This is a genomic window from Streptomyces sp. NPDC050418, from assembly GCF_044458745.1.
Lineage (GTDB): Bacteria > Actinomycetota > Actinomycetes > Streptomycetales > Streptomycetaceae > Streptomyces.
In genome coordinates this window covers 33385-58090 of record NZ_JBITIG010000006.1, presented here as the reverse complement: position 1 = coordinate 58090, position 24706 = coordinate 33385, and the positions used below count along the sequence as shown (strand labels likewise).

27 protein-coding genes and 1 pseudogene are annotated in these 24706 nt (G+C 71.7%); 19 read left to right on the top strand and 9 right to left on the bottom strand.

Annotated features, from left to right (window positions below; translation table 11 throughout):
- The first annotated feature begins 75 nt into the window (after positions 1 to 75).
- The 4 genes from ACIBI4_RS15545 to ACIBI4_RS15530 all read left to right on the top strand — a co-directional run bounded on the left by ACIBI4_RS15545 (position 76) and on the right by ACIBI4_RS15530 (position 4146).
- The gene (locus ACIBI4_RS15545; RefSeq protein WP_399204388.1) at positions 76 to 885 is read left to right on the top strand and encodes a hypothetical protein; all 810 of its coding nucleotides are present in this window, start codon (positions 76 to 78) and stop codon (positions 883 to 885) included.
- A 147-nt stretch (positions 886 to 1032) separates the two neighbouring features.
- Complete coding sequence (locus ACIBI4_RS15540) at positions 1033 to 2631, top strand: ABC-F family ATP-binding cassette domain-containing protein (protein ID WP_399204387.1); 1599 nt, start codon at positions 1033 to 1035, stop codon at positions 2629 to 2631.
- 384 nt (positions 2632 to 3015) lie between these two features.
- Positions 3016 to 3234, top strand: a complete 219-nt coding sequence (locus ACIBI4_RS15535; protein ID WP_046727957.1) for a helix-turn-helix domain-containing protein — start codon at positions 3016 to 3018, stop codon at positions 3232 to 3234.
- Between the two features lie 108 nt (positions 3235 to 3342).
- Complete coding sequence (locus ACIBI4_RS15530; protein ID WP_399204386.1) at positions 3343 to 4146, top strand: enoyl-CoA hydratase/isomerase family protein; 804 nt, start codon at positions 3343 to 3345, stop codon at positions 4144 to 4146.
- 74 nt (positions 4147 to 4220) lie between these two features.
- Here the strand turns inward: ACIBI4_RS15530 and ACIBI4_RS15525 are convergent, their stop codons facing one another.
- Positions 4221 to 5000, bottom strand: coding sequence for a nucleopolyhedrovirus P10 family protein (locus ACIBI4_RS15525; protein WP_399204385.1), 780 nt, complete (start codon positions 4998 to 5000; stop codon positions 4221 to 4223).
- 83 nt (positions 5001 to 5083) lie between these two features.
- On the opposite strand from ACIBI4_RS15525, the gene ACIBI4_RS15520 reads away from it, so the two are divergent.
- The 6 genes from ACIBI4_RS15520 to ACIBI4_RS15495 all read left to right on the top strand — a co-directional run bounded on the left by ACIBI4_RS15520 (position 5084) and on the right by ACIBI4_RS15495 (position 7982).
- The gene (locus ACIBI4_RS15520) at positions 5084 to 5572 is read left to right on the top strand and encodes an Asp23/Gls24 family envelope stress response protein (RefSeq protein WP_399204384.1); all 489 of its coding nucleotides are present in this window, start codon (positions 5084 to 5086) and stop codon (positions 5570 to 5572) included.
- 178 nt (positions 5573 to 5750) lie between these two features.
- On the top strand, positions 5751 to 5948 hold the full coding sequence (locus ACIBI4_RS15515; RefSeq protein ID WP_399204383.1) for a hypothetical protein: 198 nt from the start codon (positions 5751 to 5753) through the stop codon (positions 5946 to 5948).
- Entirely contained in the window at positions 5948 to 6313 is a 366-nt protein-coding gene (locus ACIBI4_RS15510; RefSeq protein ID WP_399204382.1) for an Asp23/Gls24 family envelope stress response protein, read from the top strand. The genes ACIBI4_RS15515 and ACIBI4_RS15510 overlap by 1 nt, the downstream gene beginning before the upstream one ends.
- Complete coding sequence (locus ACIBI4_RS15505; protein ID WP_399204381.1) at positions 6310 to 7032, top strand: DUF6286 domain-containing protein; 723 nt, start codon at positions 6310 to 6312, stop codon at positions 7030 to 7032. Before ACIBI4_RS15510 ends, ACIBI4_RS15505 begins: the two co-directional genes overlap by 4 nt.
- A 3-nt stretch (positions 7033 to 7035) precedes the next feature.
- On the top strand, positions 7036 to 7614 hold the full coding sequence (gene amaP / locus ACIBI4_RS15500; protein ID WP_399204380.1) for an alkaline shock response membrane anchor protein AmaP: 579 nt from the start codon (positions 7036 to 7038) through the stop codon (positions 7612 to 7614).
- Between the two features lie 107 nt (positions 7615 to 7721).
- Positions 7722 to 7982, top strand: a complete 261-nt coding sequence (locus ACIBI4_RS15495) for a hypothetical protein (RefSeq protein WP_399204379.1) — start codon at positions 7722 to 7724, stop codon at positions 7980 to 7982.
- A gap of 56 nt (positions 7983 to 8038) precedes the next feature.
- Here the strand turns inward: ACIBI4_RS15495 and ACIBI4_RS15490 are convergent, their stop codons facing one another.
- The 5 genes from ACIBI4_RS15490 to ACIBI4_RS15470 all read right to left on the bottom strand — a co-directional run bounded on the left by ACIBI4_RS15490 (position 8039) and on the right by ACIBI4_RS15470 (position 11964).
- Positions 8039 to 8794: an SDR family oxidoreductase gene (locus ACIBI4_RS15490; protein WP_399204378.1), complete on the bottom strand. Its 756-nt coding sequence runs from the start codon at positions 8792 to 8794 to the stop codon at positions 8039 to 8041.
- A gap of 220 nt (positions 8795 to 9014) precedes the next feature.
- The gene (locus ACIBI4_RS15485; protein WP_399204377.1) at positions 9015 to 9800 is read right to left on the bottom strand and encodes an SURF1 family protein; all 786 of its coding nucleotides are present in this window, start codon (positions 9798 to 9800) and stop codon (positions 9015 to 9017) included.
- Positions 9801 to 9879: 79 nt separating this feature from the next.
- Entirely contained in the window at positions 9880 to 10113 is a 234-nt protein-coding gene (locus ACIBI4_RS15480) for a hypothetical protein (protein ID WP_399204376.1), read from the bottom strand.
- Positions 10114 to 10251: 138 nt separating this feature from the next.
- A complete protein-coding gene (locus tag ACIBI4_RS15475; RefSeq protein ID WP_399204375.1) occupies positions 10252 to 11220 on the bottom strand; it encodes a DEDDh family exonuclease in 969 nt (322 codons plus the stop codon).
- 108 nt (positions 11221 to 11328) lie between these two features.
- Complete coding sequence (locus ACIBI4_RS15470) at positions 11329 to 11964, bottom strand: TetR/AcrR family transcriptional regulator (RefSeq protein ID WP_399204374.1); 636 nt, start codon at positions 11962 to 11964, stop codon at positions 11329 to 11331.
- A gap of 105 nt (positions 11965 to 12069) precedes the next feature.
- Between ACIBI4_RS15470 and ACIBI4_RS15465 the strand changes: the two genes are divergently transcribed.
- The 8 genes and pseudogenes from ACIBI4_RS15465 (at position 12070) to ACIBI4_RS15430 (ending at position 19825) form a co-directional block, all read left to right on the top strand.
- Entirely contained in the window at positions 12070 to 12885 is an 816-nt protein-coding gene (locus ACIBI4_RS15465) for an acetoacetate decarboxylase family protein (protein ID WP_399204373.1), read from the top strand.
- Entirely contained in the window at positions 12882 to 13766 is an 885-nt protein-coding gene (locus ACIBI4_RS15460) for an SDR family NAD(P)-dependent oxidoreductase (RefSeq protein WP_399204372.1), read from the top strand. The genes ACIBI4_RS15465 and ACIBI4_RS15460 overlap by 4 nt, the downstream gene beginning before the upstream one ends.
- Positions 13767 to 13774: 8 nt before the next feature.
- The gene (locus ACIBI4_RS15455; protein ID WP_399204371.1) at positions 13775 to 15064 is read left to right on the top strand and encodes an amidohydrolase family protein; all 1290 of its coding nucleotides are present in this window, start codon (positions 13775 to 13777) and stop codon (positions 15062 to 15064) included.
- Entirely contained in the window at positions 15061 to 16305 is a 1245-nt protein-coding gene (locus ACIBI4_RS15450; protein ID WP_399204370.1) for an amidohydrolase family protein, read from the top strand. Before ACIBI4_RS15455 ends, ACIBI4_RS15450 begins: the two co-directional genes overlap by 4 nt.
- An 86-nt stretch (positions 16306 to 16391) precedes the next feature.
- Positions 16392 to 17062, top strand: a pseudogene (locus ACIBI4_RS15445) (VIT family protein).
- A 120-nt stretch (positions 17063 to 17182) separates the two neighbouring features.
- Entirely contained in the window at positions 17183 to 18049 is an 867-nt protein-coding gene (locus ACIBI4_RS15440; RefSeq protein ID WP_399204369.1) for a sterol desaturase family protein, read from the top strand.
- Positions 18046 to 18714 (top strand): lysoplasmalogenase, encoded by a 669-nt coding sequence (locus ACIBI4_RS15435; protein WP_399204368.1) that lies wholly within the window; start codon positions 18046 to 18048, stop codon positions 18712 to 18714. Before ACIBI4_RS15440 ends, ACIBI4_RS15435 begins: the two co-directional genes overlap by 4 nt.
- 67 nt (positions 18715 to 18781) lie before the next feature.
- Positions 18782 to 19825 carry a zinc-dependent alcohol dehydrogenase family protein gene (locus ACIBI4_RS15430; RefSeq protein WP_399204367.1) on the top strand — a complete coding sequence of 348 codons (1044 nt, stop codon included), beginning with the start codon at positions 18782 to 18784 and terminating at the stop codon, positions 19823 to 19825.
- Positions 19826 to 19865: 40 nt separating this feature from the next.
- On the opposite strand, the gene ACIBI4_RS15425 is transcribed toward ACIBI4_RS15430, so the two are convergent.
- The 3 genes from ACIBI4_RS15425 to ACIBI4_RS15415 all read right to left on the bottom strand — a co-directional run bounded on the left by ACIBI4_RS15425 (position 19866) and on the right by ACIBI4_RS15415 (position 23987).
- The gene (locus tag ACIBI4_RS15425; protein WP_399204366.1) at positions 19866 to 20864 is read right to left on the bottom strand and encodes a CopD family protein; all 999 of its coding nucleotides are present in this window, start codon (positions 20862 to 20864) and stop codon (positions 19866 to 19868) included.
- A 167-nt stretch (positions 20865 to 21031) separates the two neighbouring features.
- On the bottom strand, positions 21032 to 22273 hold the full coding sequence (locus tag ACIBI4_RS15420) for a cytochrome P450 (RefSeq protein WP_399204365.1): 1242 nt from the start codon (positions 22271 to 22273) through the stop codon (positions 21032 to 21034).
- Between the two features lie 187 nt (positions 22274 to 22460).
- Positions 22461 to 23987, bottom strand: a complete 1527-nt coding sequence (locus ACIBI4_RS15415; RefSeq protein ID WP_399204364.1) for a S8 family serine peptidase — start codon at positions 23985 to 23987, stop codon at positions 22461 to 22463.
- Positions 23988 to 24342: 355 nt separating this feature from the next.
- On the opposite strand from ACIBI4_RS15415, the gene ACIBI4_RS15410 reads away from it, so the two are divergent.
- Positions 24343 to 24705, top strand: a complete 363-nt coding sequence (locus ACIBI4_RS15410; protein ID WP_399204363.1) for a DUF485 domain-containing protein — start codon at positions 24343 to 24345, stop codon at positions 24703 to 24705.
- Position 24706 lies beyond the last annotated feature (1 nt).

The following is a 24706-nucleotide window of genomic DNA, read 5'->3' as shown; positions in this document are numbered from 1 at the left end:
AGGCTCCCCGGCGGCCCGCGCCCGGCCGCGGGACTACGCTCTGCGCCTGATCCAGGCGGCAGCAAAGGGGGATACGTGAGCGGTGCACCGACGCGTACGGGGACCGGGGCCGTCACGCCCCCCGCACGGGAGCCGCACGCCGGCCGGCATCCGGCCGGCGGACCCTACGCGCCGACCCGGCCGGACGGCCCGCGGCGCCCCCCGCGCCGAGCCACCCGCCTGATGCTCCCGCTGGCCCTCGCACTCGCCGCGGCCGTCCCCCTGATCACCGCCGCGCACGACGCCCGCCCCGCCCCCTTCGGCGACCGCCTCGTGCGGCACGCCTCGGGCCCGGTCGAGGCCCGCCTGCGTACCGGCAAGGCCGAACCCCGCCTCCGTATCGAGAACGGAGCGGTACGCGCCTACGACGCGGCCGCCGACCGCCCCCGCTGGACCCACGCGCGCACCGGACGCCGGGCCCTCGCCCTGCTGCCCGCTCCCGGGCACGCGGTCACGGTCTGGGACGACGGGCTGATCACCGACACCCTGCGCGACGGCAGCGCGGTCCGCTGGCACCGGGCCCTCCCCGGCGCGGCCGCCCGGCTGCGTGCCCACGGTGCCCGGGGCGTGCTGCGGCCCCTGGACGCCGAGGCGCGGATGGTCGCCGTGGTCACCCCGGAGCGGATCACCGCGTACCGCACGGCCGACGGCGATCTGCGCTGGGTGCTGCCCGCCCGCCGCGGCTGCGCCTTCGCTCCGGAGCGCGCGGTGCGGCACGGCTCGGCGTGGGTGATCGCACAGCCGTGCTCCGGTGCGGCGGTGGCCTGGCCGCTGGAGATCGTGGCGGTGGACGACCTCGGGCGGATCGCGCCGCACCGGCGCCCCATGGGCAACGCGCTCCCGTAACCGCGGCCCCCGGGCCCACCGGCCCCGTAAAGCAGTTGCCCGCCCCCGGTAGAATTGCCGCCATGGCCATTCTCCTTGTGCATTAGGCGGCGTCGACACGTCCCTCAGCCCTGTCCTCGCCCGTCCCACCTGCCTGGAGACTGTCCCGTGATCACCGCAACCGGCATCGAGCTGCGCGCCGGCGCCCGCATCCTCATCGAGAACGCCACCTTCCGCGTCGCCAAGGGCGACCGCATCGGTCTGGTCGGGCGCAACGGCGCCGGCAAGACCACCCTCACCAAGTGCCTTGCCGGTGAAGGCATCCCGGCCGCAGGCACCATCACGCGCTCCGGCGAGGTCGGCTACCTGCCGCAGGACCCGCGCACCGGCGACCTCGACATCCTGGCCCGCGACCGCATCCTGTCCGCCCGCGGCCTGGACACCCTGATCCGCAAGATGCGCGAGAACGAGCAGCGCATCGCCACCGGCCAGGGCGGCACGCGCGAGAAGGCGCTGAAGCAGTACGAGCGCCAGGAGACCGAGTTCCTCACCAAGGGCGGCTACGCGGCCGAGGCCGAGGCCGCCACCATCGCCGCCGCGCTCGGGCTGCCCGACCGCGTGCTCGGCCAGCCGCTGCATACGCTCTCCGGCGGTCAGCGCCGCCGCGTCGAGCTCGCGCGGATCCTGTTCTCGGACGCCGACACCCTGCTCCTCGACGAGCCCACGAACCACCTCGACGCCGACTCGATCGTCTGGCTGCGCGAGTACCTGAAGACGTACCGCGGCGGCTTCATCGTGATCTCCCACGACGTCGACCTGGTCGAGACCGTGGTCAACAAGGTCTTCTACCTGGACGCCAACCGCGCCCACATCGACGTCTACAACATGGGCTGGAAGCTCTACCAGCAGCAGCGCGAGGCCGACGAGAAGCGCCGCAAGCGCGAGCGGCAGAACGCCGAGAAGAAGGCCGCGGCCCTCAACGCGCAGGCCGACAAGATGCGCGCCAAGGCCACGAAGACCGTCGCCGCACAGAACATGGCCCGGCGCGCCGAGCGCCTCCTGTCCGGCCTCGATGAGGTCCGCCAGTCCGACAAGGTGGCCAAGCTGCGCTTCCCCGACCCCTCGCCCTGCGGCAAGACGCCGCTGACGGCGGAGGGCCTGTCGAAGTCGTACGGCTCGCTCGAGATCTTCACGGATGTGGACCTCGCCATCGACAAGGGCTCGCGCGTGGTCATCCTCGGGCTCAACGGTGCGGGCAAGACGACCCTGCTCCGTCTGCTCGCGGGCGTCGAGCAGCCCGACACCGGCGAGGTCACGCCCGGGCACGGGCTCAAGCTCGGCTACTACGCGCAGGAGCACGAGACCCTCGACCCGGAGCGCACCGTCCTGGAGAACATGCGCTCGGCGGCCCCTGACCTCGATCTGGTCCAGGTGCGCAAGACGCTCGGCTCGTTCCTGTTCTCCGGTGACGACGTCGACAAGCCGGCCGGTGTCCTGTCCGGCGGCGAGAAGACCCGGCTCGCGCTCGCGACCCTCGTCGTCTCCTCCGCCAACGTGCTGTTGCTCGACGAGCCCACCAACAACCTCGACCCCGCGAGCCGCGAGGAGATCCTCGGCGCGCTGCGTACGTACCAGGGCGCGGTCGTGCTGGTCACGCACGACGAGGGCGCGGTCGAGGCGCTGCAGCCGGAGCGGATCATCCTGCTGCCGGACGGTGTCGAGGACCTGTGGGGCGCGGACTACGCGGACCTGGTGGCGCTCGCGTAAGGCGAGGGAGCCCGGCAAGGCCGTGGGGAGGCTCGTCCGGAACACGATCGGACGAGCCTGATCCACTTCGTCTGGATCATTCTGCTGATGCGTGATCCTTCGTCTGTGTGAGATCGCCTAGTACCGCGGTGTGTCGTACACCGGATCAAGGGCTGGCCTGGCCGTGCGGGGTTGACCGCGACCTTGTGCGCCTTGACCTGCCAGTTCGTTCATGGACGTGTTCGGCGGGGCGAACCAAGGTCACCGGAATTGTTCCCTCCTCTTGTGAGGAAGCGCTTGGAGGCGCCAATTCCGGCCGGACGGACCTTGCCGAATGGGTGGCCAGGACGCTCATGAGGGGTGATCATGAGAAGTCCAGAGCGCACTTCCCATGAGGAGGCACGGGTGGCCGAGACTCTGAAGAAGGGCAGCCGGGTAACCGGCGCCGCGCGCGACAAGCTCGCGGCAGACCTGAAGAAGAAGTACGACTCCGGTGCGAGCATCCGGGCGCTGGCCGAGGAAACCGGCCGCTCCTATGGATTCGTCCACCGGATGCTCAGCGAGTCCGGCGTCACGCTGCGGGGACGCGGCGGGGCGACGCGGGGCAAGAAGGCGGCTTCCTGACCCCCTGGTCCTCGATGGTGGCCACCCGGTCGGTCCGCTGACCGCCCGGGTGGTTACTGTGCAGTCACTTAACGGTTCGCCGTACTGACCGCACCCCTCGGAGACCTCATGACCACGACCGAACCCTCCGGCTCCGTCGTCCTCGACAAGGACGGCGTCCGGCTCACCATCGACGGCGCGCTCGCCACGGTGACCCTGGCCAACGCGGCCAAGCGCAACGCCCAAAGTCCCGCACTCTGGCGGGCGTTGACCGAGGCCGGCCAGTCGCTGCCGGGCAGCGTACGGGTGGTGGTCCTGCGCGGGGAGGGCAAGTCGTTCTCCGCCGGTCTCGACCGGCAGGCCTTCACGCCCGAAGGATTCGAGGGCGAACCCTCGTTCCTGGACATGGCGCGCGGTGATGAAGCGGAGCTCGATGCGCTCATCGCCGAGTACCAGGAGGCGTTCACATGGTGGCGGCGCAGCGATGTGCTGACCGTCGCGGCCGTGCAGGGGCATGCCATCGGTGCCGGTTTCCAGCTGGCGCTCGCCTGCGATCTCCGGGTCGCGGCCGATGACGTCCAGTTCGCGATGCGCGAGACCAGCCTGGGTCTCGTGCCCGACCTCACCGGCACGCATCCGCTGGTCTCGCTGGTCGGCTACGCACGGGCCCTGGAGATCTGTGTCACCGGGCGCTTCGTGCACGCCGACGAGGCCGAGCGGATCGGCCTCGCCAACCTGGTGGTCCCCGCCGCGGAACTCGACGCGGCGGTACAGGACCTGGCGGGCGCACTGCTCGCCGCCCCGCGCGACGCCGTCGTCGAGACGAAGGCGCTGCTGCAGGGTGCGGTGGAGCGCTCGTACGAGGACCAGCGGGTCGCCGAGCGCGCGGCGCAGGGGCGGCGGCTGCGCGATCTGGCCGGGCTCGGGGACTGATTCCCCGCCCCTGCCCGGTTCCCCGCCCGGCGGACGCGGGCTTCGGCTTGCGTCCGTCGCGTGGGGCGCGGGCCCTACGTGAGCCCGTCCACCTCGGACACGAGGACCGCCACCGTCGGCCGGTCGGGCAGCGCGCCCGACACGGCCCGGCGGACCGCGAGTGCCACTTCGAGCGCGTTGTGGTGCGCGGCGGTCGCCACTTCGATACGGAGGTGGCGTGCCGTCAGCGCACCGGGCGTGCGGCGCTCCACCACTTGAACGGCGCGCCCCGTGCCGCCGAGCACCCCCGTGAGCCGGGACACTCCCGGCACCCCGAGGGCGGCTCGGGCGGCCGGGTCCCGGCCCGTACCGATCGCGGTGCGGGCCGTTTCCGTGCGGGCCGCTTCGGTGCCGGTCGTTTCGGTGCGGGCCCTGTTGGTGCGCCGGCCCGGCTCGCGGGCCTTAGTCTCCGGCGGGAGCAGCTCGGTGATCTCCACGTCCACCGCGTCCACCACCAGACCGAGCCCGTGCGCGGTGACCGCGAGCGCCGACCGCAGCCGCCGGGCCACCGCGGGCAGCGGCTCGCCGCTCTCCGCCGCGATCCGCGCGGTCATCCTGAGCGGCCCCGGCCGCAGTGCGCTCGGCGGTCCCGGCACCACCGGCTCGGCGGTCGTGTCAGGGTCGGCGAGGGCCAGGCCGACGGCATCGAGGCGCACGCCCCGTAGCGCCGCGGCGGCGTGCTCCAGGACCGCGCGCGCCGCCGACTCCGCGATCCACGCGCCGTCCGCGGGGCCGCCGAGCGCCAACAGACGCCCCAGGCGCAGCTGTTGGCGGACCGTCCGCGCGAGACCGTCCCTCGCGTCCCTTCTTTCCATGGATGCAGCTTGCCCGGTGACCGAACGGGCACGCGCACTTACGGTGGGCCGGGAAGCGCAATCGGCAGCGATGGGGACAAGCGATGACCGAGACCGCACAACAAGGCAGCGTCAAGGCGGAAGCGACCGAAGCGGCGCAAGCGGCGGCGGGGGAACCGGCCGCGGTGGTGAGGAAGCGGGGCGGCGGTGACCCCGCGACCCGCGGGCGCACCACCATCGCCGACGGAGTGGTGGAGAAGATCGCGGGCCTGGCCGCACGCGATGTGCTCGGGGTGCACGCGATGGGCAGCGGACTGTCCCGTACCTTCGGCGCGGTGCGGGACCGCGTGCCCGGCGCCAAGTCCGTGACGCGCGGCGTCAAGGCCGAGGTGGGCGAGGTGCAGACGGCACTCGACCTGGAGATCGTCGTGGAGTACGGCGTCTCGATCGGGGACGTGGCCCGTGCCGTGCGCGAGAACGTGATCGCCGCCGTGGAGAGGATGACCGGGCTCGAGGTCGTCGAGGTCAACATCGCGGTCGGCGACGTGAAGCTGCCCGACGAGGAGGACGACGACGAGACGCGGCTGCAGTGAGCCGGCGGACAGGGTCGGCGAGTTCAGGCGGCACCGGACGATCTGCTGCGAGCGGCAGCGGAGCGTCGGTCCCGGTGAGACACCGGCCGACGGTTCCCGCCGGCCGTCGGGCAGCGCCCCCGGTACGGCACGTGACCGTGGCTTCGGGGAGTCGGCGACGAGTTGGGAGGCGGGTGCGATGAGCAGGGCTTCGATCGGGCTGCTCGCCGGGATGGCCCTCGGATTCGCCGCGTACTTCGGCGGGTTCGGCGCGTTCCTGCTGGTGGCGGCGCTCGGCGCGCTCGGCTTTCTCGTCGGGCGGTACGCGGACGGGGAGCTGGATGTGGGCGACCTCTTCCGCGGCCGGGGCGAGTCCCGTGGCGACCGGCGGCGGTGATGGCCGGTGACGACAGCGCGTCCCGGCCCGGGGTGCGCACCGTCCCGCCGGCCGAGCGGGGCGCGACCTCCGTCGCCGACCGTGTCGTCGAGAAGATCGCGGCACGCGCGGCGTACGAGGCACTCACGGCGGACGTGCCCGCACCCGGCGTACGGCCCCGGGCCGCGATCCGGGTCAGGGACACCACCGTACGAGTGCGGATCACCCTCGACCTCGGCTACCCCTGCGACATCGGCGCTCAGTGCGCGGCCGTGCGTCGTCAAGTCACCGAACGGGTAGAGGCGTTGGCGGGGATGACCGTGCCCGAGGTGGCCGTCCGGGTGGACGGACTGCATCCGGCGCACGCGGTGGGGAGGACACGATGAGCGAAGGACGCGAAGGGCGGGCGGCACCGCCCGGTCCCGGGAGCGAGGGCACGACAGGGAGTCTGCCCGTACTCGAGAAGTCCGGGCAGGCCGGGGCGTCGGCCGCGCTCGACCAGTCGGCGTCGGCCGCGCGGTACGCCCCGGTGGTCACCCCGCAGGAGGACGGCGACGGCGGCCGCCTGTGGTCCGTGCGCCGGATCCCCGCGGGTGTGCTCGCCCTCGTGCTCGCGGCCGCCGCCGGGCTGCTGGTCTACGACCTCGCGGCAGTACGGGCCGAACAGACCGCGATGGCCTGGCGCAGAGAGCTCGCCGCACAGCTCGGCACCCGTCCTCTCGACGACGGGTGGGTGCTCGCGGGCGCCGCGGCGGCCGTACTGCTCGGCCTCGCGCTCCTGCTCCTGGCCGCCGCACCAGGCCACCGCGCCGCCCTGCCGATGCGCAGCGGCGACGGCGAGGTACGGGCGTGGCTGGACAGCGCCGCCGCGGCCCTCGTGCTGCGCGACCGGGCGATGGAGGTCGCCGGGGTGCAGTCGGTACGGGTCCGGGTGTACCGCGCGAAGGTCGACGTCCGCGCGGTCTCGCACTTCCGTGAACTCGACGAGGTGCGCGCCGATCTGGACGCCGCGCTCGGCGACGGCATCCGCTCGCTGGGCCTCGTCGTGGGCCCCGCGCTGTCGGTGACGGTCGCCCGTCCGGGCAAGTCCGCGAAGGGGGCGTGAGCGATGCTGAGGATTCTCAACCGTGTGCTGCTCGGAGCCGTCGGCCTGACGCTGCTCGTCGTCGGCGGGAGCGTGCTGGTCGCAGGGCTCGGCGGGCCGGTGCCCTCGTGGTGGTTCCACGACGCGCAGGGCGATGTCCTGCTCGCCGAGTCGGCGCGGGACCGGTGCCGTGAGGACACCTGGTGGTGGCCCGCGGTGTTCGGGGCGCTCGGCGTGCTGTTCGGGCTCATGGTGTGGTCGGTGATCGCCCAGATCCGGCGCAACCGCCTCACCGAGGTCCTCGTCGACAGCGGCGACGGACAGGGCGCCCTGCTGCGGGCTCGGGCCCTCGCGGGCGTCCTGGCCGGTGCCGCCGAGGAGCTGGACGGCGTCGACCAGGCCGACGTACTGCTCGTCGGGCGCCGCAACGCGCCCGAGGCCCGCGTCCACCTCGTCCTGTCCGCCGGCGCGGAACCGAAGGAGACACTGCGTGGGCTGACCGACGAGGCGCTGGCCCAGGCGCGCGACTCGGCGGGTCTGGAGCGGCTGCCGGCGCAGGTGGAGCTGGGGGTGGTCAGGCGCCGGGCGCAGCGCGTGAGCTGACCGCGGCGCCGGGCGCCCGCCGGGGTTCCGCACCGTCTGGGTCGCGAGCACACTGGGGCGTGAACTCCCGGGCAACCGCACACGGTTCACGTATGAGGGGCGCGGCCATGGGACAACCACCACAGGGCCCTTCGGGCCCGCGGGGCCAGTGGGTCGACGAGAACGGCGACGTCTGGGAACCCGACGGCGACGGCGGCTGGATGTACCTCGGCAATGTGCACGACGACGCACCCGGGCGGGCCGATCCGCGGCCCGTCTCCTGGCGGATCGAGGACGCCGCCGACGCGGCCCGCTCCGTGATGGGCATGATCGTCGGGGCGGTCTTCTTCATCGCCTTCATCGCGCTGGTGCTCGCGATTCTGGTCTGAGCCCTGCGCATGGGCGGCCGCGCCCCACGCGACCGCCCACCTGCCGAGACCGCCGGTCAGAACCCGCGCAGCGCCCCGCCGTCCACCGGCACCATCACACCGGTCAGATACGAGGCCGCGGGCGACAGCGTGAACGCCGCGACCCGGCCGAACTCCTCCGGCGTGCCGTAGCGGCGCAGCGGGATACGGGACTCGTTGGCGGCGCGGGCCGCCTCCGGATCGGGGGAGAGGCCGTCGAGCTGGCGCAGCCGGTCCGTGGCGATCCGCCCCGGGAGCAGACCGAGAACCCGGATGCCACGCGGGCCGACCTCGTCCGCGAGGGACTTCGCGAAGCCCGCGAGGCCAGGGCGCAGACCGTTGGAGATGGTCAGACCGCCGATCGGCTCGTACACCGAACCGGACAGGACGAAGGCGATCGTGCCGCCCTCGCCGAGCTCGGCGGCCGCGGTGCGCGCGAGCCGTACCGCGCCGAGGAACACCGCGTCGAAGGCGTCCTGCCACTGCTCGTCGGTGTTGGAGGCGGCCGTGCCGGGGGCGGGGCCGCCGACGCTCACGAGGATGCCGTCGAAGCGGCCGAAGCGCTCACGCGCGGTGTCGATCAGCCGCTGGGCGACGGCCGGGTCGGAATTGTCGGCGCCGACCCCGACGGCGTTCTCACCGAGCGCGGCGGCGGCCTCGGCGGCGGCCTTCTCCTCGCGTCCGGTGATCACGACCTTCGCACCGTCCGCGACCAGCGCGGCGGCGCTCGCGTACCCGAGGCCGCGGGTGGCTCCGGTGACGACGTACACACGGTCCTTCAGTCCAAGATCCATGGCCCCATCCTGCCGCGTCCGCGCGCACCGGGGGAGTCCGGGGTCAGAGCCTGTTTCCGAACCCCCGTCTGCGCCCCGACGCCCGGCACGCACTCTCGGCGCACGGCGCCCCAGGACAGGTGGCTCCGCCACATGACCTGGAACGCCGCACGCCGAGAGCACGCACCGACCGCCGCTGCGCCGTCCTTCGGACGAACGACGGGGGTTCGGAAACAGGCTCTCAGGCCGGAACCGGCGCGGCTTCCTCCTCGGCCGCCTCCCGCTCGCGCTCACGGCGCTCGCGGAGCTCCCGCCGTACGAGGAAGACCCAGCCGACCGGGACGGCCGCGGTGAACAGCCACCACTGGACCGCGTACGCGAAGTGGTTGCCGATCGAGTCGTGGTCGGGCGCCGGGATCTGCTCCGGGGACTCGGTGGCCGGGTCGGTCAGCTCGATGTAGCCGCCGAGGACGTCCTTGCCGAGGAGCTGCGCCTGCTGCTCGCTGCTGATCAGCATCACCTGGCGGTCGGGCAGGCCCTTGAGGTCCTTGATGCCGCTGGCGTCCGTGGTCTGCGAGGCCATCAGGCGGCCCGTCACCGTCCGCTCGCCGGCCGGCGGCGGGGGAACCTTCGGGAACGCCTTCTGGTCGTCGGCCGTGGGCACCCAGCCGCGGTTCACCAGGAGGACCTTGCCGTCCTCGAGGACGAACGGGGTCAGGACGTGGAAGCCGACGCGGTCGTCGGAGTTCGTCCGGCGCCGGACCACGACCTCGTGCTCCGTGTCGAAGCGGCCGGTCGCGGTGACCTGGCGCCAGTAGTCGGCGCGCGGCAGGGTCTCACCGGGGGCGGTGAGCTCCTCGACGGGGACGGCCTTTGCATTGAGGCTCTTCGCGATCAGCGCGTTCTGCGCGACGCGCGCCTCGTGCCGGTGCATCTGCCAGAAGCCCAGCTCGATCATCACGGGGATGAGCACAAGGGCGAGCAGGGTGACGAACACCCACTGCCGGGTCAACAGGAAGCGGTACACGCCGTCGACGGTACCCCGGCACGCGAAGGCCCCCTGCGGGAGGGTCCCGGAGGGGGCCGAAACGGACAGAACGGAGGGGTCACACCCGGTCGACGATGCCCACCTGCCCCTCCGCGCGCGAGCAGTGCGCTCCGCAGTACCAGTGGCCCTCGACCTCGACGCCCTGCCCGATGATCTGGCACCTGCAGTGCTCGCAGATGGGGGCCATGCGGTGGATGGCGCAGGAGAAACAGTCGAAGACATGGACCGCGCCCTGGGCGTGGATCTCGAAGCTCATGGAGTAGTCGTTTCCGCAGACTTCACAACGTGCCATGCGCCACAGAGTGGGGATCCGGCGCGGCGGCCGTCACCACGGCATGCGGGACGCGGGCTGATAATCACCCGGACAGCTTCCCGGCGGGCACACCCGCGAGCCACGGACCCGGCCGCTCCGGTCCTTCCTCCGCTCCCGTCAGCCCCCGGTCGCCGCCGGTGCCACATCCCGCAGCAGCTGGCCGAAGGCCGCCTCGTCCACGATCGGTGTCCCGAAGCTCTTCGCCTTGACGACCTTGGACGTGCCCGAGTCCGGATCGTTCGTCACGAGCAGGCTCGTCAGCCGCGACAGGCTGGTCGCCACATGGAGCCCCGCCTCGACCGCACGGTCCTCCAGGAGCTCGCGCTCGGTGGAGGTGTCGCCCGAGAACGCGACCCGCATGCCCTGCCGCAGCGGCCGCCCCTCCTCGTACCGCCCCGGGTTCGGATACGGGCTCGGCGCCAGCTTGCGGGCCGGCCGCCAGTTCGTCTGCGGGCTGTACTGCCGGCCGATGCCCGGCGACGGCGGCGCGCTCCACTCGGTGAGCGGCCGGCATTCGTGCAGCGGCAGCCGCATGGAATCCTTCGCGGCCGCCCGCAGGCTGGGCCGGAACGCCTCCGCGAGCACGCGTGCGTCGTCGAGCGCGTCGTGTGCCCGCTGCTGGACGACGCCGAAGTGGGCGGCCAGCGACTCCAGTTTGTGGTTGGGCAGCGGCAGCGCCAGCTCCTTGGAGAGCGCGATGGTGCACAGCCGCTGCCGTACGGGCGGGGTGAGCGCGGCCCGTGCGTACTCGCGGGCGATCATCTGCCAGTCGAAGACAGCGTTGTGCGCGACGAGCACCCGGCCGTCGAGCCGGGCCGAGAACTCCTCGGCGATCTCCGGGAAGAGGGGCGCTCCTTCGAGCGCGTCGCTCGTCAGACCGTGAATCCATACGGGGCCCGGATCACGCTCGGGATTGACCAGCGTGTACCAGTGGTCCTCCACCTCGCCTCGTGCGTCCAGCCGGTAGACGGCGGCGGAGATGATGCGGTCGTCGCGGGCGAGACCGGTGGTCTCGACGTCGACGACCGCATACCCCGACGGGTAGGCGGCCGGCCACGGTGCGGCGGTGGTGGGGTCTTCGAGCATGGTCCATGAGGATAGGGCCCGACACTGACAAGACGGACAGCGGGGCCAAACCGGCTGCGGGACCGACCGGTTGCGGACCCTCGTGTTCAGTGCGGGAGAGCGGCGGCTTCAGCGAGGGGGAGCGGCCAGCAGGCCCTCCACCATGGCCCGTACGGAGAGCAGGAAGAGCCGCTCGGGATCCGGCTCGGCCGCCAGGCCCTTGGCGAGCCCCGGATCGTGCTCGCTCGCACCGGCGTCCCACAGGGACTCGTCACCGGGGTACTGCACGGGCGCCCGTTCGCGATTGCGCTCGACCAGGACGAAACCGACGACCTGGAAGAGCAGCGACCGTACGACGTCCGCCGCCTGGCCGCCGCGCAGTCCCGCCGCGTGCACCTCGTGCACCAGGGCCTGGGTGGCGGGCTGGAACATCCGCTCGGTCAGGCCCCGTTCGTGCACCATCGCCACCAGGTGGGGGTGGCCGCGCAGCTGCGCGCGCAGGGCGCGGGTCACCGAGACGATCCGGGTGGTGGGGGTGCGGCCCTGGGCGCGGATCTCGCCGAGGTCCGCGACCGTGCGTTCCACCAGGGCGTCGAGCAGCGATTCGCGATTGCCGACATGCCAGTAGATCGAGGTGACGGCCGTGCCGAGCTCGGCGGCGAGCTTGCGCATCGTCAGCGCGCGCGGGCCGTGCTCCTTGACCATGGCCGCGGCGGCGGCGAGGACGTCGTCCCGGGTGAGTGCGCGCTTCGGTGCGTCGCTCATAAGACTCCCAACTTCCGTTTCCCGCACGGCTCTTTACCCTTCATCGCGGGCGGTGTAACAGTGTTACAGGCTCGTTGGAACACCCCCATCGAAGGGCGGTACGCCATGGCACGAGTACGGTACGGCGCGCGCACCGAGGCCGAGATCCAGACGGCGCGCGAGAAGAGCTCGAAGCTCCCCGACATCTGGTCGACCGGTGTGGTCGCGGTCTGGGAGAGCGATCCGGACGCGGTGGCCGCGGTGCTGCCACCGCCGCTCAAGCCCACCGAGAAGCCGCTCGTACGGGCGAACATCAGCAAGGTCGACCTGCCGGGCTATCCGCTCGGCGCGGGCTCCGTGGCGGTCGCCGCAGAGCACAACGGTGTCGAGGGCTGGTATCCGCTCGTCATGCCGATGACCCACGAGCGGGCCCTCATCGGCGGCCGCGAGGTCTTCGGCGAGCCGAAGAAGCTCGGCGAGGTGACCGTGGACCGCGACGGTCTGGTGGTCAACGCCCGCCTCGCCCGGCACGGCATCGCGTTCGTGGAGGTGCGGGGTGCGGTCAACGGCGATCTGCCGCTGCCCGAGCCCACGCAGAAGACCGACTTCTATTTCAAGTTCCTGCCCGCCGTGGACGGTTCGGGCTTCGACGCCGACCCGGTCCTCGTGCACTGCACCCGCAACGAGAAGGTGCGCAAGCTGGAGCGGATCACCGGCGACGTGGTGCTGCGGGAGTCGATGTTCGACCCGATCGCGGACCTTCCCGTCCGCACCATCGTGGAGATCACCATCGGCGAGAAGACCACCGACCAGCGCGGCAAGGTCGTCGAACGGGTCAGCGCCCAGGCCCTGCTGCCGTACATCCACCAGCGCTATGACGACCCGCAGCAGATCCTCGACGGCCCGCCGGAGGGCAGCGACAGGGAGGCCGGTACCCGATGAAGCTGGAAGCCGGACAGGTCGCCGTCGTCACCGGCGCCGCGAGCGGCATCGGTCTCGCGATGGCCCGCCGCTTCGCCGCGAGCGGACTCAAGGTGGTCCTCGCCGATGTGGAGGAGGGCGCCCTGGAGAAGGCCGCCGCCTCGCTCAGGGAGGACGGCGCCGAGGTGCTCGCCCGCGTCGTCGACGTCTCCGACCGCGACTCCGTGATCGCGCTGGCGGACGCCGCGTACGACGCGTACGGCGCCGTGCACGTCCTCTGCAACAACGCGGGCGTCGGCTCGGGCGCCGAGGGCCGGATGTGGCAGCACGAGCCCAACGACTGGAAGTGGGCCTTCTCCGTCAACGTGTGGGGCGTCTTCCACGGCATCCAGGCCTTCGTGCCGCGGATGATCGAGGGCGGGCAGCCGGGCCATGTCGTCAACACCTCGTCAGGGGACGGCGGGATCGCCCCCCTTCCGACCGCCTCCGTGTACGCGGTCACCAAGGCGGCGGTCGTCACGATGACCGAGTCGCTGTACGCGCACCTCAAGGCCGAGGGCGTACAGGTGGGCGCGTCCGTGCTGTTCCCGGGCCCGCACATGCTGCGCACCGGACTGTGGGAGTCGCACCGCAACCGGCCCGAGCGGTACGCGAAGGAGAAGCCGCGCAAAACGCCGTACCGCAGCCTCGACCAGTACGAGGCGGCGATGAAGGCCGCCGGACACGAGGTGCAGTTCACGCCGGTCGAGGAGGTCGCCGACTTCGTGGCCGAGTGCATCGAGGCCGGCAGCTTCTGGATGATGCCGGCGAGCGAGCACAGCGACCGGCAGATCAAGGCACGGTCGCAGTCGATGCTCGACCGTGCGAACCCCGCGTATCTCGAGAGCTTCATCCTGGACTGAGGGGCGCCATGACAGAGGCACAGGATCCGTATCTGATCATTTCGAGCGACTGCCATGCCGGGCTCCCCACCGAGGAGTACCGGCCGTATCTGGACTCCCGTTTCCACGGGGAGTTCGACGAATTCCTCGCGGGCCGCGACCGGCGCCGCGAGGAGATGACCCGGCTCGGCGTCCGCAACGAGGCCTTCGCGGACAAGTGGTTCAGCGACAACGAGGAAGGGCTGCGCGGCGGCTGGGACGTCGCCCAGCGCCTGAAGGAACTCGACGGCGACGGGGTGGCCGCCGAGGTGGTCTTCCCGGACGCCGACGCCGTCGACAGCCAGACCGCCGCGCCCTTCGGCGTCGGACTCGGGCTCTCCGGCGACCAGGACCCCGCGCTCGGCATGGCGGGGGCACAGGCGCACAACCGCTGGCTGGCGGAGTTCGTGGGCGAGAACCCCGAACGGCACTGCGGCGTGGCCCTGCTGCCGATCACCGCCGACGTCGACAAGGTCGTCGCCGAGATCCACCGGGCCAAGGAGTCGGGGCTCGGCGCCCTGATGATCCCGTCCATGTGGGTCGACCACCCGCCGTACCACGACCGCCGCTACGAGCCGGTCTGGGCCGCGGCCGCCGAGACGCAGATGCCGCTGGTCACGCACTCCGGTGCGGCGCCGCGGCACGAGTACGGCGATCATCTCGGGATCTACGTGAGCGAGGTGACGTGGTGGCCCGCGCGGCCGCTGCACTTCCTCATCTGGTCGGGTGTCTTCGAACGGCACCCGGGCCTGAAGTTCGGGGTGGCGGAGTCCGGTTGCTGGTGGCTGCCGAACCTCCTGTGGTTCATGGACCGCCTCTACCTCGGCGCGCACGGCGGCAAGAAGCTCTCGCCGTTCTCCGAGCTGAAGCGGCCGCCGAGCGAGTACCTCGACCGCCAGGTGTTCATCTGCGCCACCAACACCAAACGGCGCGAACTCGCCCAGCGCTACGAGATCGGCGTCGACAACATCCTCTGGGGCTCCGACTTCCCGCACCCGGAAGGGACCTGGCCCAACACCCGTACCTGGCTCAAGAACACCTTCCACGACATCCCGGTGGCGGAGACCCGGCGGATGCTCGGGCTCGCGGCCGCGGATGTCTTCGGCTTCGACACGGAGAAGCTCGCGCCGGTCGCCCGCCGCATCGGCCCCACGCCCGCCGACCTCGGCCAGCCCGAGGACCAGTCGGCGGTCGAGGCCTCCTGGGCCCGTTCGCGCGAGGTGGGCCGGCACTGGCTCACCGGCAACGACTTTCCGACGATGGGGGTGCAGGTGCCATGAGCGAGGACCGCTACACCGTCATCTCCGCCGACTGCCACGCCGGCGCCGATCTCCTCGACTACAAGCCCTATTTGGCGTCCGGGCACCACGAGGCCTTCGACGCGTGGGCGGCCACGTACGTCAATCCGTACGAGGACCTCCTCGCCGACACCGCCGACAAGAACTGGAACTCCGACCGGCGGATCGCCGAGATGGAGGAGGACGGGATCGTCGCCGAGGTGGTGTTCCCCAACACCATCCCGCCGTTCTTCCCGTCCGCCGCGCTGATGGCGCCCGCGCCCACACGCGAGGAGTACGAGCAGCGCTGGGCGGGGCTGCGCGCGCACAACCGCTGGCTCGCGGACTTCTGTTCGCTGGCCCCCGGCCGCCGCGCGGGCGTCTTCCAGATCCTCCTCAACGACGTCGAGGAGGCGGTCAAGGAGATCCGCTGGGCGCACGGGGCGGGGCTCACCGGCGGGCTGCTGCTGCCCGGTACGCCACCGGGTTCGGGGCTGCCCGAGCTCTACTCGCAGGAGTACGACCCGATCTGGGCCGTCTGCGCCGAGCTCGGCGTGCCCGTGAACCACCACGCGGGCTCCGCGTCCCCGCCGCTGGGCGAGGAACCCGCGGCGCGCGCGGTGTTCATGGTGGAGACCACCTGGTTCTCGCACCGCGCCCTGTGGCACCTGATCTTCGGGGGCGCCTTCCGCCGCAACCCCGATCTGAAGCTGGTCCTCACCGAACAGGGCTCGGGCTGGATCCCCGGCGTCCTGGACATGCTGGACTACTACCACGCGCGTCTGGTGAAGGCCGCGACGAAGGCGGCCGGGCCGAAGGCCAACACCGCGGAGTCGAAATTCGGCCAGGGCCTCGCGGCCTCCATGGGCAAGGGGCCGTCCACGGTCTGGGCGGAGAACTGCTTCGTCGGCGCCAGCTTCATGCGCCCGCACGAGGTGCCGCTGCGTGAACGGATCGGCCTCGACAAGATCATGTGGGGCAGCGACTACCCGCACGACGAAGGCACGTATCCCTATACGAGGGAAGGTCTGCGGATCGCCTACGCGGGGCTGCCGCAAGCCGAGGTCGCGGCGATGGTCGGCGGCAACGCCGCCCGCGTCTACGGCTTCGACCTCGATCTCCTCGACCCGCTCGCGGCGAAGGTCGGGCCGACGGTCGAGGAGATCGCCGAACCCCTCAAGGAACCGCCGTCGGACGCGACTTCGCCGGTCTTCGCGCCAGGGGGCAAGGTCCGCGTGTGGTGAGCGTTCATGCCGGGAGGGCGTGAGAACCTCCCGGCATGAACGAGCCGAACGACCGCGCCGGGCACGTCGAGCACCACGACTCCGGGATGTCCACGCGGCTCAACTGGCTGCGGGCCGCGGTGCTCGGCGCCAATGACGGCATCGTCTCCACGGCGGGCCTTGTCGTCGGCGTCGCGGGCGCCACCTCCGAGCGCGACACGCTCCTGACGGCAGGTCTCGCGGGACTGCTCGCCGGCTCCATGTCCATGGCGGCCGGCGAATACGTCTCCGTGGCGACCCAGCGGGCCTCCGAGAAGGCGGCGCTCGCCCAGGAGAAGCGCGAACTGCGTGAGAACCCGACGCCGAACTCGACGAGCTGACCGGTCTGCTCCAGGCCCGCGGCCTCAGCGCCAAGGTGGCCCGCGAAGCCGCCGTGCAGCTCACCGAGAAGGACGCGCTGCGCGCCCACGCCCGCGTGGAGCTGGGCATCGACCCGGACGCCCTCACCAATCCCTGGCACGCGGCGGGCGCCTCCTTCCTCGCGTTCACAGTCGGGGCGCTGCTGCCGCTCCTCGCGATCGTCCTGCCGTCCGAGTCCCTGCGTCTGCCGGTCACGGTCGCCGCCGTACTCGCCGCGCTGTGCTTCACCGGCTGGTGGAGCGCCCGCCTGGGCGAGGCCCCGACGGCCCCGTCCGTCCTGCGCAATGTGGCGGGCGGCGCGCTGGCGATGGCGGTGACCTACGGCGCCGGGTCGCTGCTCGGGGCCGTCGGGGGCTGAGGCGTCCGGTGCCTGCGGGCCTCTTGGCGGAGTCCGCCAAGAGACAGGGCGTAACCACTGGTAATACTTGTCGGTAACTACCTCTAGCCCCGGCCCCACCAGCGCCCTTACCGTGCACCCATGCCTAACCTGCCCGACGTGGTCCTGTGGTCCATACCTGCCTTCGTCCTTCTGACGATCATCGAGATCGTCAGCGTGCGGCTGCACCCCGACGAGGACGCCGCCGGATACGAGACCAAGGACGCCGCCACCAGCATCACCATGGGGCTCGGCAGTCTGGGCTTCGACTTCCTGTGGAAGATCCCGGTCGTCGCGATCTACACCGCCGTGTACGAGCTCACGCCCGCTCGCGTGCCCGTGCTCTGGTGGACGGTCCTGCTGATGCTGCTCGCGCAGGACTTCTTCTACTACTGGTCGCACCGCGGACACCACGTCATCCGGATCCTGTGGGCCTGCCACGTGGTCCACCACTCCAGCCGGAAGTTCAACCTCTCCACGGCGCTGCGCCAGCCCTGGACCTCCGTCACGTCCTGGCCGTTCTACCTGCCCCTCATCGCGTGCGGTGTGCACCCGGCCGCGCTGGCCTTCTGCTCCTCGGCGAACCTCGTCTACCAGTTCTGGATCCACACCGAGCGCATCGACAAGATGCCGCGGTGGTTCGAGTTCGTCTTCAACACCCCCTCCCACCACCGCGTCCACCACGCCTCCCAGGGTGGCTACCTGGACCGGAACTTCGGCGGGATCCTGATCGTCTGGGACCGTATGTTCGGTTCCTTCGTCGCCGAGACCGAGCGCCCCGTCTTCGGTCTGACGAAGAACATCACGACCCACAATCCGTTCAAGGTCGCCACCCACGAATACGTGTCGATCGCCAAGGACCTCAAGGCCGCGACCAGTTGGCGCGAGCGCTTCGGACGGATCCTGCGCGGACCCGGCTGGTCGCCCGAGCCGGCCGCCGCCGAGACGGTTCCGGAGCGTGTCGCATGATCCTGCTGTGGGCCTTCGCCGTAGCTGTCACCGGCGACCTCGTCTCCCTGCTCGCGGACTGGGACCTCGGCCACACGGTCTTCAAGCCGCTCCTCGTCCCGCTGCTCCTCGCGTACGCGGTGACCCGCAAGGCACCCCGGCTGCTGCTCGCCGCCCTGTTCTTCGGCTGGACCGGTGACGTCCTGCTGATGTTCGACGCCGACGCGGCCTTCCTCGCCGGCATGGGCGGCTTCGCGGTCGGTCACATCTGCTACCTCGTTCTCTTCGCGAAGTACGGGACCCCGCACCGGCACACCGCCCCGCTCGCGGCCGCGTACGGCCTCGTCCTCGCCCTGACCCTCGTCCTCATGTGGGGCGACCTGCCCGGCGACCTGCGGGTGCCCGTCGCCGCGTACAGCCTGCTGCTCACCGCGATGGCGCTGCGGGCGGCCGCGCGGTTCGGGCTCGTCGCGGGGATCGGCGGCGCGCTGTTCCTGCTCTCCGACACCCTCATCGCCACCGGGATCGCGGAGTGGCCGCAGCTGCCGCGCCCCGACTTCTGGGTGATGCTCACGTACGCGGCGGCGCAGGCGCTGCTGGTCAAGGGCGTACTCGCCGGGCTCGACGCGCAGAAGGAGCAGGCCGCGGCGTACGGTGAGAGCCGCACGGCCGCCGCAGCGCCCTGACGGCGACGCGGCCCGCCGTACCCCCGCTTTCGCGGCCCGCCGCACCCGTACACCCGAAGGACCCGCCATGCGCGCCACCACCATCCACGCTCCGTACGACATGCGCGTGGAGGAGGTGGCGGACCCACGGGTCGAGCAGCCCACCGACGCCGTGCTGCGCGTCCTGCGGGCCTGTATCTGCGGCAGCGACCTGTGGGCCTACCGCGGGGAGGCCGCGCGGCAGAAGGGGCAGCGGATCGGGCACGAGTTCCTCGGCATCGTCGAGGAGACCGGGTCCGACGTGCGCGGATTCAAGGCCGGCGACCTCGTCGTCGCACCGTTCATGTGGTCCGACGGCGTCTGCGACTACTGCGCCGAAGGGCTCACCACGTCCTGCGAGCACGGCGGGTTCTGGGGCGCGGTCGGGCACGACGGCGGCCAGGGCGAGGCCGTGCGCGTCCCGTACGCGGACGGCACCCTCGTACGGCTGCCCGCCGACGCCGCCTCCGACGACCACCTGCTCACCGCGCTGCTCACGCTCTCCGACGTGCTGGGCACCGGCCACCACGCGGCGCTCGGCGCGGGCGTGCGCGAGGGCTCCACGGTCGCCGTCGTCGGCGACGGGGCCGTCGGCCTGTGCGCGGTGCTCGCCGCCAAGCGGCTCGGCGCCGAGCGGATCATCGCGCTCGGCCGCCACCAGGTGCGGACCGACATCGCCCGCCGCTTCGGTGCCACGGACGTGGTCGCCGAGCGCGGCGACGAGGCCGTCGAGGCGGTACGGGCGCTCACGCGCGGGCAGGGCGCGGCCTGCGTGGTCGAGGCGGTCGGTACCGAGCAGTCCATGAGCACGGCCGTGAACATCACCCGCGACGGCGGAGCGATCGGCTTCGTCGGCGTCCCGCACGGCAGCGGCACGGGTCTCGACCTGGGCGTCATGTTCGACCGCAACATCGCGCTGCGCGGCGGCGTCGCGCCCGTGCGCACGTACATCCCGGAACTGCTGCCCGACGTCCTCGACGGCACGATCGACCCGTCCCCGGTCTTCGACCTGACGGTCGGCCTGGACCAGGTGCCGGACGGCTACAAGGCGATGGACGCGCGAACGGCGCTGAAGGTGCTGGTCACGTTCTAGGGCCGTCCTTTTCGCCGTCACGGGGCCGCCCTTCTCGCCGTCACCCCCACAGCGGCCGGTCCCACCAGATCGGCGCCGGCACCGCGGTGAGCAGAGCCGACACCGCGACCGCGAGGCCGAGCACCACGACCTCCGCCCGCGCGGGCACCGCGGCGGCCACCGCACCGCCGCGTCCGAGGCGGGCCCGGGCGGTGACGGCGAGGCCCGCGATCACCACCACGAGCAGCAGCTTGGCGAAGAGCACGCGACCGTACGCGGTGGTCAGCAGCGAGTCGAGCGGCAGCTTGCGCAGCGTCGAGCAGATGCCCGACGCCGTGATCGCGGCGAACAGCACGGCCGCGACCCGCGCGTACAGGCCGAGCAGCGCGGCCGAGGGCGCAGGCCGGGCCCGCCACAGCCGCAGCGTCCGCAGCACATGGAGCAGTCCGCCCGCCCAGAGCGCGGCCGACGTGAGGTGGACAAAGGTCAGCGCGCTGCCGATCAGCGGGTCTTCCTCGGGGCCGATATTCGGGTGCGCCCGCAGCGCCTCCGCCGCCGCGAGCACCACGAGCGGCAGGAACGCGCTGCCGGGGCGGCGGGACTGGGCGCAGTAGCCGGCGGCGATGAACGCGTTGACCTCCAGGAGCGCCAGGCGCCCGTCCGTCGTCTGCCACAGCCGCCCCGGCCGCAGCTCGGCCAGGGAGTCCGGCGGGATGTTGCCGTTGGCGACGATCAGCGCGAGACCCACCGCGGCGACGGCGCCGACGAACGCCGCCATCACCGACCAGTTCACGGGCCGCGGCTCGGGCGCCCCGGGCACCCGGCGGGTCAGCCAGCCGTCGGCGGCCTGCCCGGCGAGCACGCACAGGGCGGCGAACATGACCATCCGCAACGCCGTGACCATGCCGATTCCCGGCGGGGTCGCCTCGCCCGATTCGTACAGCGCGAGATCGGGGCCGAGCAGCGGCACCAGGGCGGCGAGCAGCAGCAGGACGAGCACGGCTGCGCCGCGGCGCAGCGCGGACCTGCGCTCGGGAGCCGACGGAGCGTCAGTTCCCATGCTGCCGTCTGATTCTTCGGCCGGGGCGGCCGCAACGGAGGGGCGGGATACGGTCATTGATCGATTTTGACCGGAACAGTGTGATTGTTGCAACGGTTGACGGTGCAGGTCGGCCCGGAGCCACCCGTACGTCGCCCCCGGTCAGCGGCCACGGACCCACGATCTGCTCAGCCTTCGAGGACCACGGGCAGCGCCTCAAGGTCGTTCTGCGTCAGGACCGGCGCCTTGCGCAGCTCCTGCGCGGGGACCGCCAGCCGCAGCGACGGGAAGCGCGCGAAGAGCGCGGGCAGCGCGATGGCCGCTTCCAGGCGCGAGAGCGCCGCACCGGGGCAGATGTGCGGGCCGTGGCCGAAGGCGACGTTGCGGGCGGCGTCGGTACGGGTGATGTCGAAGGAGTCCGCGTCGTCGCCGTAGAAGGAGGTGTCGCGGCCGATCGCCCGGTAGGACATGACGACGCCCTCGCCCTTCTCGATCACGAAGCCGCCCGCTTCGTCGACCACCACGTCCTCGGTCGCGAAGCGCATCAGCAGATGCGTGACCGGCGGGTCCCAGCGCAGCGCCTCCTCGATCACGGCCTCCCACGAAACGCTCCCGCCGAGCACGAGCTCCAGCTGGGCGGGGTGGGTGAGCAGGCCCCGTACCGCACTCAGGATCAGCGCGATCGTGGTCTCGTGACCGGCCGCGATCATCGACTGCAGATTGCCGGCGATCTCCTCGCGGCTCATCGGCGCGCCGCCCTCGTCGGCCAGGATCAGCGCGCTGGTCAGGTCGTCGCCGGGCGCGGCCTTCTTCTCCTCGACCATCTTGAGGAAGATCCCGTAGATCTCCGCCATCACCGCGAGCCGCTCGTCCTGCGGCGTCAGCATCGAGAAGAAGGCCTTCCACAGCCGCATCTGCCGGGGTATCTCCGCCTCCGCGACGCCCATCAGATGGCAGACCACGGACATCGGCAGCGGCCCCGCGAACGCCGGCTTCAGGTCCACCACCCCGCCTGGCGCGCTCTTGGCCTGCCCGGCCATGGCGTCGAGGAGCTGCTCGGTGTACCCCTCGATGACCGGCCGCAGATCCTCGACGCGGCGCGCGGTCAGCGCCTGCGCGATCTTCGTGCGCAGCCGCCGGTGCTCGGCGCCGTCCGTCGTGAACATCGACGGCGGTACGTCGACCATGCCGATCAACGGCCAGTCATGGGTGACCTGCCCCGAGGTGAAGAGCCCCCACTGGTTGATGTCCTTGACCAGGCGCGCATCCGTGAGCAGCCGCCGCGCCACGGTGTGCGAGGTGACGGTCCACGCGGGCGCGCCGAGCAGATCGATCCGCACGATCGGCCCGGCCGCGCGCAGCCGGGCGGTCTCGCCGTCGAGGTCCTGGACCAGCGGGTCGATGGAGAGGGGAGTCGGCGACGCGTTCAACGGGGCCTCCGGAGGCGGGAACGGATGACGGGCCGGGCGGGAGGTGCGGTGGCACTCACAGCGGTGGCGCTCACCGCAGTGGCGCCCACACATGCGCACGGGCCCGCCCCTCGGGAGGAGGGGCGCGCCCGTGCGGTCCTTCGGATGCCGGCCGCGCGAAGGCGTACCGGCGGTTCGTGCGGTACTGCTACTTCACCGCGTCCAGGGCGTTCACCACTCCGGCCCCGAAGAACCCGTTGGTGCGCTTGCCCTCCTTGCACCACGCGTCCACGACACCGTCGCCGTCACCGTCGTACGGAGCCGTCGGGCAGCCCGGGTTGTCGGCCTGCGCCTTGAGCATCGCCTGCAGCTGCTTGGGGCTCGCCCACGGGTACTCGCTCTTGAGGAGCGCGGCCACGCCCGAGGCGTGCGGCGACGCCATCGAGGTGCCCTGCATGTAGTCCCAGCCGCCGCCCGGCACGGTCGACAGGATGCGGCCGTTCTTCAGCGGGGTGTCCGGGATCTGGTACTTGTCGCCACCCGGCGCCGCGACGTCGATGACGCCCTTGCCGTACGTGGAGAAGTACGACTTGGTGCCCTTGACGCCCACCGAGCTGACCGTCACGACACCCGGCAGCTGGGTCGGGATGTCGAAGCACTCGTGCGGGTCGATGGTGCGCGTCTGGGGCGTCTCGACGTCGTCCGGGCTGGAGTCGTCCACGATCGCGTCCGAGTCGAGGTCGTGGTTGGAGTTGCCCGCGGCCGCGACGTTGAGGGTGCCCTTGCGCTGTGCGTACAGCTGGGACCGGTTGACCGCGTCGACGATCGCCCGCTGGTCCGGGTCGTTCATGCAGTTGTACAGCCAGGGGTCCACGTAATAGCTGTTGTTGGTGATCTCGATGCCCTTGTCCGCGGCGAAGACGAACGCGCAGACCACGGACTCCGGGAAGAACAGCTGGGTGTCCGGCTCGGCCACCTTGATGCCCGCGACCTTCACACCGGGCGCCACACCCGCGACACCGATGCCGTTGCGCGCGGCCGCGATCTCGCCCGCCACGTGGGTGCCGTGGTCGTGCGAGGGGTCGGCCGGGCGCCAGGCGCCGGGGGACGTGTCGGGCTTGCCGCCGACACAGTTGGCGGACTGCGAGGCCGAGAAGTTCGGCGCGAGGTCCGGGTGGGTGTCATCCACACCGGTGTCGATGACACCGACCGTGACCCTCCGGCTGCCGTCGTTGATCTTCGCGGCCTTGTCCGCGCCGATCGCACGGAGATCCCACTGCTCGGGCTCCAGGGGCTCCTGGCCCTTGCCCGCCTGCGCAGTGATCTTCGCGGCATCCTCCGGCGTGAGCTCCTGGACGGAGCCCTCGCGGGTGATGCCCGCGGGCGCGAGCGGCGCGGTGCGGGTCGCGCCCGCGCTCTGCACGCCGCGCACCTTGCGTATCTGCTCGCCGAACGAGGGGTTCGTCGAGTGGACGACGATCACGCCTATCTGCCGGTAGGTGATGACGACCTCACCACCGGCCTTGGCTATCGCCTTCTCCACGGAGGAGATCGTGCGGTGGTCCGTCCGCGTGTTCACCACATACGGCAACTTCGGACCGGTCTGCGTCGAAGCCGTCGGAACGTCGGCCGGAGCCGCGGCCTGGGCCGCGGGTGCGACGCCGAGCGTGGCCAGTGTGAGGACCAGGCCCAGCGGGGCGACGAGACGACGCCGTCTGGAACGCAGATGAGTCATGGGATCTCCACTTCATCCGTTGTGAGGGATTTGCTTGGTTCGGTGCGCCTTTATGCCCCAACTGCCGTAATAGGCAGGGCTGTTGGCGCGTACAACGAACGTGAAGCTAGCGCCCGGCATGTCGGCCGAGCAATGGGAGCGGGGTGAGTGGGCGGAAAAGTTTCCGACTGGCCGGGTGGGGCGTTGAACCACAACGCGCGCGTCGCCGTGCGGTTGGCAGGGGGAGAAGCCAGCATCAGCCCCCTGCCGGATCACCCCGGGGAGGTCACCGACTCGCCCTCCCGGCCGGAGTGGTCCCTGTTCACAGCGAGGTCGAATGTCCCCATCCACCGCTTCCGTCGCGCAAGGAGTCCCCGTGGCCACCGACGCACCACCGCCCGCCAAAGGCGGGCCAGAACCCGTAACGCCGTCGACCGAGGCCTTCCTGGAGGTCCAGGAGAGCGCGGAGTTCGGTGAACTGCGCCGGTCCTACCGCTCCTTCGCGTTCCCGCTCACGATCGCGTTCACCACCTGGTACCTGCTGTACGTGCTGCTCTCGAACTACGCGGGCGGCTTCATGGGCGCCAAGCTCTTCGGCAACATCAACGTCGCCTTCGTGTTCGGCATCGCCCAGTTCCTCACCACGTTCCTCATCGCCTGGTGGTACTCGCGGCACGCCGCCGCCAAGCTCGACCCCAAGGCCGAGGCGATCAAGTCCCGTATGGAGGGCGGCGCATGAG